At 71.5% G+C, this 6,552-nt stretch carries 7 protein-coding genes and 3 tRNA genes; 8 read left to right on the forward strand and 2 right to left on the reverse strand.

Going from position 1 to position 6,552, the window contains the following annotated elements; translation table 11 throughout:
• The first annotated feature begins 164 nt into the window (after nt 1-164).
• The 8 genes from AOK22_RS25690 to AOK22_RS25725 all read left to right on the forward strand — a co-directional run bounded on the left by AOK22_RS25690 (nt 165) and on the right by AOK22_RS25725 (nt 4,787).
• Entirely contained in the window at nt 165-482 is a 318-nt protein-coding gene (locus AOK22_RS25690; protein WP_055701089.1) for a histone-like nucleoid-structuring protein Lsr2, read from the forward strand.
• Between the two features lie 124 nt (nt 483-606).
• Nucleotides 607-678, forward strand: a tRNA-Gly gene (locus AOK22_RS25695).
• A 79-nt stretch (nt 679-757) separates the two neighbouring features.
• A tRNA-Gly gene (locus tag AOK22_RS25700) sits at nt 758-833 on the forward strand.
• A 168-nt stretch (nt 834-1,001) separates the two neighbouring features.
• On the forward strand, nt 1,002-1,973 hold the full coding sequence (locus AOK22_RS25705) for an ABC transporter ATP-binding protein (RefSeq protein ID WP_055701090.1): 972 nt from the start codon (nt 1,002-1,004) through the stop codon (nt 1,971-1,973).
• Nucleotides 1,970-2,749 (forward strand): ABC transporter permease, encoded by a 780-nt coding sequence (locus AOK22_RS25710; protein ID WP_055701091.1) that lies wholly within the window; start codon nt 1,970-1,972, stop codon nt 2,747-2,749. The genes AOK22_RS25705 and AOK22_RS25710 overlap by 4 nt, the downstream gene beginning before the upstream one ends.
• A 44-nt stretch (nt 2,750-2,793) precedes the next feature.
• Nucleotides 2,794-4,083, forward strand: a complete 1,290-nt coding sequence (locus AOK22_RS25715; protein ID WP_237773458.1) for a sensor histidine kinase — start codon at nt 2,794-2,796, stop codon at nt 4,081-4,083.
• Nucleotides 4,080-4,688, forward strand: a complete 609-nt coding sequence (locus AOK22_RS25720) for a response regulator transcription factor (RefSeq protein ID WP_055701092.1) — start codon at nt 4,080-4,082, stop codon at nt 4,686-4,688. The genes AOK22_RS25715 and AOK22_RS25720 overlap by 4 nt, the downstream gene beginning before the upstream one ends.
• 23 nt (nt 4,689-4,711) lie before the next feature.
• Nucleotides 4,712-4,787 (forward strand) — tRNA-Gly (locus AOK22_RS25725).
• A 77-nt stretch (nt 4,788-4,864) separates the two neighbouring features.
• Here AOK22_RS25725 and AOK22_RS25730 read toward each other — a convergent pair.
• The gene (locus AOK22_RS25730; protein ID WP_055701093.1) at nt 4,865-5,761 is read right to left on the reverse strand and encodes a phosphoribosylaminoimidazolesuccinocarboxamide synthase; all 897 of its coding nucleotides are present in this window, start codon (nt 5,759-5,761) and stop codon (nt 4,865-4,867) included.
• 118 nt (nt 5,762-5,879) lie between these two features.
• Nucleotides 5,880-6,552, reverse strand: a 673-nt coding sequence (locus tag AOK22_RS25735; protein WP_341845604.1) for a N,N-dimethylformamidase beta subunit family domain-containing protein, incomplete at its 5' end; no start/stop codon positions are given.

A 6,552-nucleotide genomic window follows, 5' to 3' on the forward strand; every position in this document is an offset into this window, starting at 1 on the left:
CGGCAATCACGCTGGACACGCGGAGGTATTAGGGCGGGCTTCCCAATTCAATGCCGGGCACTGTACAAAGGAAATGGCAATAGTCGATACTTTGCCCAAAACAGCCGGACAGTCGGCATCTCCGCACGTCAACGCGGTAGAGCCGCACGAAGGGACCGATATTCGTGGCGCAGCGTGTCGTGGTCACTCTCTTTGACGACATCGACGGCGGGGAAGCGGCGGAAACGGTCGCGTTCGGTCTTGACGGCAAGTCGTACGAGATCGACCTCAATCAAACCAATGCCAAGAAACTGCGCACGGCACTTGCCCCGTACCTGGAGGCGGCCCGCAAGCAGTCGAAGTCCGGGAAGGTGTTCCGGCACACGGCCGTGACCCCCGACCCGTCGGCGGTCCGGGCCTGGGCCCGCTCGCGCCAGATGGACATCCCGCCCCGCGGCCGCATCCCGAAGAAGGTCTACGAGGCCTTCGAGGCGGCCAACTGACCTCGTGCGCCACCCGGCCGGGCAGCCCCTCGCGGCAACCGACTTGCGCTGCACCCCCGCTGGTCAGCTAGAGTCTGGAGCACGCCGAGGGGCGAGGCCGAAAAGCCGGACCTCACGGAGTCGTGCGGGTGTAGTTCAGTAGTAGAACATCCCCCTTCCAGGGGGAAGGCGCAGTGTGCAATTCCTGTCACCCGCTCTGCACCGCTTACGGACCAGTCCTCTGGTTGCGGTAGGCTGGTGCTCGCGCCGATCGGTGAGAGCCGGTCGGAGGCAGTGCGAACGTAGCTCAGTTGGTAGAGCGCAACCTTGCCAAGGTTGAGGTCGCGAGTTCGAACCTCGTCGTTCGCTCCAGATGAGAGGCCCCGGTCGAATCGACCGGGGCCTTCTTCGTGTCTCTCTCCGGGCATCGTCGCAGGTGGCGCGGGTGGTGCCCCAGATCGCGCCCCCACTGACATTTGTCATGTGCGCCGGTGACAGCGCGCACTGCTCCGGCGCCCCGCGCCGGGGGACGCTGAAGCCATGACAGACCAAGTGATCGACGTGACCGACCTCCGGCGCGTGTACGGAGGAGGGTTCGAGGCCGTACGGGGGATCTCCTTCTCTGTGGGGCGGGGCGAGCTGTTCGCCCTCCTCGGCACCAACGGCGCCGGCAAGACGTCCACCGTCGAGCTCCTCGAAGGGCTCGCCGCGCCGTCCGCGGGGCGCGTCCGGGTGCTCGGGCACGACCCGTACACCGAGCGCTCCGCCGTGCGCCCGCGCATCGGCGTGATGCTCCAGGAGGGCGGCTTCCCGGCCGAGTTGACGGTCGCGGAGACCGCACGGATGTGGGCGGGCTGCACCAGCGGCGCGATGCCCGTGCCCGAGGCGCTGGACATCGTCGGCATCGGCAAGCGGGCCGACGTCCGCGTGAAGCAGCTCTCCGGCGGCGAGAAGCGGCGGCTCGACCTCGCGATGGCCCTCATGGGGCGGCCCGAGGTGCTCTTCCTCGACGAGCCCACCACCGGCCTCGACGCCGAAGGGCGCCGCGAGACCTGGGAGTTGGTCCGCACCCTGCGCGACAACGGCACGACCGTGCTGCTCACCACGCACTACCTCGAAGAGGCCGAGGAGCTCGCCGAGCGGCTCGCCATCCTGCACGAGGGCCGCATCGCCGCCGAGGGCCGCGTCGCCGACGTGGTCGCCGCCCAGCCCTCGCACGTCTCCTTCGAGCTGCCCGAGGGGTACTTCGTCGGCGACCTGCCGCCGCTCGCCGAACTCGGCGTGAACGGCCACGAGCTGATCGGGCGCCGGGTCAGGCTGCGGACGAACGAACTCCAACGCACCGCCACCAGCCTGCTGTTGTGGGCCCGGGACGCGCGGGTCGAGCTCGGCGGGCTCGACGTGCGGGCGGCCTCGCTGGAGGAGGCGTTCCTGCGGATCGCCAAGGAAGCGGAGAGCGGAGCGGACGAGGGTGCCACCGGGCGCCTCGCCCAGAAGGAGATGGCGGTATGAGCACCACGGCTGTGACCACCCCGGCGCGGCGGCTGAGCGCGCTGGCCCGTGCCGAGGCGACGCTGCTCGTACGGAGCAAGGGGACGCTGTTCGCGGCGCTGTTCGTGCCGTTCGTCATCCCGCTCAGCATGAAGCAGGCCACCAAGGACATGGACCTGAAGGGCACCGGGCTCGACGTCGGCACGGTCGTGCTGCCGGCCGCCCTCGGCTTCTCGCTGCTCTTCGCCGTGTACTCCGCGCTGACGGCCGTCTACGTCGCCCGGCGCGAGGAACTCGTGCTCAAGCGGCTGCGCACCGGCGAGCTGCGGGACACCGAGATCCTGGCGGGCGCCGCGCTGCCGTCGGTCGCCATCGGCATCGTGCAGAGCGTGATCCTCTCCGTGGGCATCGCCCTGCTCCTGGACACCGGGGCGCCGAGCGCACCCCACCTCGTCGTCCTCGGCGTCGCCCTGGGCATCGTGATGTTCGCCGCGCTGGCGGCCGTCACCGGAAGCTTCAGCAGGTCCACCGAGTCCGCGCAGGTCATGAGCCTGCCGCTGGTCTTCGTCTCGATGATCGGCTCCGGTCTCTTCGTCCCGCTCGAGGTCCTGCCCGACAAGGTCGCCTCCGTCTGCCAGGTGCTCCCGCTCACCCCGGTCATCGAGCTGATCCGCGGCGGCTGGGCCGGCACGCTCTCCTCCGGTGACACGCTGCGCGCGATCGTGACGGCGGTGGCCTGGACCCTGCTCGCGGTGTTTGCTGTACGACGGTGGTTCCGGTGGGAACCCCGGCACTGACGGCGGTCCCGCGGGGGACCCCGGCGCTGAGGGAGGCGACTGACGTGGTCGGCCGGATTCGGGCCTGGCAGCACGGCTGGCACGCGTGGAGCAAGATCCAGAAGGTCGAGTGGCAGAGCCTGGTCGTGTGGCACGCGATGCCCTGGGTCTTCTTCCTCAGCTGGGGCTCGCTGCCGATCGCCCTGAGTCTGCACCGGGGGTTCGCCTCGCAGTTCCTCGGCTGGGCCGTGATCGCGGCGGCCGCGCTGCAGGGCGTGCACGTCAACCGCACGCTGCGGCGCTCCCTCGACCACTACCTCAAGCGCGGCCCGGTGCCGCGCCGCGACCTCGCCGTGAGCACCCTGCTCATGGCCGTCACGCTCGGGTTCGCCGTCGCCCTGCAGACGGCGGGCGGCGTCGACATGGGAATGATCAACTTCATCGCGCTGTATCTCACGGTGCCGTTCGGCCAGTCGCTCGCCTTCTCCGTGTCCCTGCCGGGCTTCGCGCTGCGCTTCCTGCTGCTGGACGCCGTCGTCGTCGGCTCCTTCGCCGCCGCCGGCGTGCGCGGCAGGCACCTCGTCGCCATCGGCGTCCTCATCGTCTTCGGCGCGATCATCACGCTCCTCTCCTCGCGCTGCGGCGCCTGGACGCTCTCCGCGATGTGGGAGGCCGACCGGGCCCGTGAGGTCGAGGCGCGGCTCGCGGTCGCCGAGGAGCGGCTGCGGTTCGGCCGGGACCTGCACGACGTGATGGGGCGCAACCTCGCCGTCATCGCGCTCAAGAGCGAGCTCGCGGTGCAGCTCGCCCGGCGCGGGCGGCCGGAGGCGGTGGACCAGATGGTCGAGGTGCAGCGCATCGCCCAGGAGTCGCAGCGGGAGGTCCGCGAAGTGGTACGCGGCTACCGTGAGGTCGACCTCGGCGTGGAACTCGCCGGTGCGCAGGGCGTGTTGGAGGCGGCGGGCATCGACTGCCGGCTGACCGGGTCCGCGGCGGGCCTCGCGGCGCCCGTGCAGTCGGCGCTCGGCTGGGCCGTGCGCGAGGCGGCGACGAACGTGCTGCGGCACGGCGACGCACGGCGGTGCGAGATCACTCTGACGGTGGACGAGGAGCGTACGACGTTGGTCGTGGAGAACGACGGGGTGCCCGAGACCGCGCCCGCCGGGCGGGGGTCGGGGCTCGCGGGGCTGCGCGAGCGGCTGGCCGCGGTGGACGGGACGCTGGACTTCGGGACCGCCGACGGGGTGTTCCGGCTCACCGTGCGGGTGCCCGGTGTGCCCGCGCACGACGGCCGGTCCCGCCGGGGCCGGGACGAGGCACGGGACGACGAACGGGACGAAGAGGTGGCGGCGTGAGCCTGCGCGTACTGCTCGCCGACGACGAGCACCTCATCAGAGGGGCGCTCGCCGCCCTGCTCGCGCTGGAGGACGATCTCGTCGTGGTCGCCGAGGCCGCGTCCGGACCCGAGGCGCTCGCCATGGCGCTGGCCCATCGGCCCGACGTCGCGGTGCTCGATCTGCAGATGCCGGGCGCCGACGGTGTGAGTGTCGCCACATCCCTGCGGGACGAACTCCCGGACTGCCGCACCATGATCGTGACGAGTCACGGCCGGCCGGGGCACCTCAAGCGGGCCCTCGCGGTGGGGGTGCGCGGCTTCGTCCCGAAGACCGTCAGCGCCCAGCGGCTCGCCGAGATCATCCGGACCGTGCACGCCGGAAACCGTTACGTGGACCCGGAGTTGGCCGCCGACGCGATCTCCGCCGGGGACTCCCCGCTGACCGCCCGCGAGGCCGAGGTGCTCGAACTCGCCGCCGACGGGGCGCCGGTCGCGGAGATCGCCGAGCGGGCCGCGCTGTCCCAGGGGACCGTCCGCAACTACCTCTCGTCCGCGGCCACCAAAATCGGTGCGGAGAACCGTCATGCCGCAGTGCGTCTCGCACGCGAGCGAGGTTGGGTATAGTTGTCCTCGCGCTTCGGCGCAGCGCGGACGTAGCTCAGTTGGTAGAGCGCAACCTTGCCAAGGTTGAGGTCGCCAGTTCGAACCTGGTCGTCCGCTCCAGATGAAAGGCCCCGGTCGAATCGACCGGGGCCTTCTTCGTGTGCCGGGCGTACCGGACGGTGCCGGGTGCGCCGGTGCTACCAGGCGGTGCCCGTCAGGCGCTCATACGCCTCGATGTACTTGGCGCGGGTCGCGTCCACCACGTCCTGCGGCAGCGCCGGCGGCGGCTGCTCGCTCCCGCGGTCCCAGCCGGAGGCCGGCGAGGTCAGCCAGTTCCGCACGAACTGCTTGTCGTACGACGGCTGCGCGCGGCCCGGCTCCCACTGGTCGGCGGGCCAGAAGCGCGAGGAGTCCGGGGTCAGGACCTCGTCGGCGAGGATCAGCCGCTCGTCCTCGAACCCGAACTCGAACTTCGTGTCCGCGAGGATCAGGCCGCGCTCACGCGCGATGTCCAGCGCCCTGCCGTAGACCGCGAGGGTCGTCTGGCGCAGCTGGGCTGCCGTCTCGGCGCCGACCTGGCGGGCGACCTCCTCGTACGACACGTTCTCGTCGTGCTCGCCGACCGCGGCCTTCGCGGCGGGCGTGAAGATCGGCGCGGGCAGCTCGGAGCCGTCGACCAGGCCCTCGGGCAGGGCGAGGCCGCAGACGGTGCGCGAGTCGTTGTACTCCAGCAGGCCCGAGCCGGTCAGATAGCCGCGGGCCACGCACTCGACCGGGACCATCTCCAGCGACTTGCAGACGAGCGTGCGGCCCTCCCAGTCGGCGGGGGCGCCGGCGGGCAGGTCCGTGGAGATGACGTGGTGGGGGACGAGGTCCGCGAGCTGGTCGAACCACCACAGGGAGAGCTGGGTGAGGACACGGCCCTTGTCGGGGATCTCCGAGGGCAGCACCCAGTCGTAGGCGGACATGCGGTCGCTGGCGACCATGACGAGCTCGCCCGCCTCGTTCTGGTACAGCTCGCGCACCTTGCCGGTGTGGAGGTGCACCAGGCCCGGGACCTGAAGAGGCTCGGGCTTTTCTACGAATCCGGACACGGTTCCCTCCCGTGGTTCTGGCCAAGTGCTGTCGATTCTCCCTGATCGGGAGTGCGGTCTTGGCCAGGGGTTGGGCGGTGAGCGGGGTGAGGCGCGGGGCGACGGGCCCGGTGGGGGCTCAGTCGCGCTTGCAGATGCGGTCCAGGAGATTGGCCGTGGCGCGCTGGACGCGGGTGTCCACATGGCCGGGGCGGTCCAGCGCCGGGGACCAGGCGAAGGTGCCGGACGCGAAGACGAGGGCGCCGGAGGGGGCGCGGTACAGGGACGACTCCTGGTGGCGGGTGACGCCCTCGGCGTCCGCGTACGGGGAGTGGGCGAGCAGGATGCGGCCCTGGTGCTCGGGGAGCGGCGTCCGCGGGAAGTAGCGGTCGGCCTCGCCCGCGACCAGGCCCGGGATCTCGTCGCCCTCGTGCGCCCCGGTCGCCTCCCACAGCCAGTGGTCGGCGTTGCGGACGACGAGGGGGTGCGGCTCGGGGACGCGGCCCGCGTACTGGATGCCGAGGAGCTGCTGTTCGGCCGTGTCCTGCTCGCGCCACAGGGCCGGTCTGCCGGGGCCGCGGCGCTTGCGGCAGGTCAGGAGGCGGTCCGGGACGCCGGACGGCGAGGGGCCGAGCTCCACCTGCCAGTACATGGTGTTGGCGGAGAGGAAGACCAGGGACGTGCCGTGCTCGCGGGCCAGCTCGGTGGTGCGGCGCATGCTCGCCGACCAGTACTCGTCGTGGCCGGGGAAGACCAGGCCGCGGTAGCGGGTGGGGTCGATGCGGCCCGCGTGCAGGTCGCGGGCGTCCGCG

The sequence above is a fragment of the Streptomyces silaceus genome (genome assembly GCF_001419745.1).
GTDB classification, from domain to species: Bacteria; Actinomycetota; Actinomycetes; order Streptomycetales; family Streptomycetaceae; genus Streptomyces; species Streptomyces silaceus.